The following is a 416-nucleotide window of genomic DNA, read 5'->3' as shown; positions in this document are numbered from 1 at the left end:
CCTGGAAATGACCTACTCTCACATGGGGAGACCCCACACTACCATCGGCGCAATTGCGTTTCACTTCTGAGTTCGGGATGGGATCAGGTGGGACCACAATACTATGGTTTCCAGACAAATTTAGTGGTGCTGATACCCAGAATCGAACTGGGGACCTCATCCTTACCAAGGATGCGCTCTACCGACTGAGCCATATCAGCACAAAATCTTTACTAGTTACGTCTTACGTATCTTTGCGTGACTAGTTTTCTCTTTCGAGAATAAATAGGCGCCTGGAAATGACCTACTCTCACATGGGGAGACCCCACACTACCATCGGCACAATTGCGTTTCACTTCTGAGTTCGGGATGGGATCAGGTGGGACCACAATGCTATGGTTTCCAGACAAATTAGGGACAATTTAGAAAGCTAATTA

General features: G+C 47.1%; 1 tRNA gene and 2 rRNA genes (1 of these 3 running past the window's edge). All 3 read right to left on the bottom strand.

Annotated elements, in window-relative coordinates:
* Window positions 1–115: ribosomal RNA gene (gene rrf, locus L865_RS0118315) — 5S ribosomal RNA — on the bottom strand (it extends 1 nt beyond the left edge of the window).
* Window positions 116–124: 9 nt separating this feature from the next.
* A tRNA-Thr gene (locus tag L865_RS0118310) sits at window positions 125–200 on the bottom strand.
* Between the two features lie 70 nt (window positions 201–270).
* A 5S ribosomal RNA gene (gene rrf, locus L865_RS0118305) occupies window positions 271–386 on the bottom strand.
* Window positions 387–416 lie beyond the last annotated feature (30 nt).

The organism is Shewanella waksmanii ATCC BAA-643, assembly GCF_000518805.1.
GTDB lineage: Bacteria > Pseudomonadota > Gammaproteobacteria > Enterobacterales > Shewanellaceae > Shewanella > Shewanella waksmanii.
Note: the sequence above shows the minus strand (reverse complement) of the source record. Positions and strands in the feature narration are given on the sequence as shown.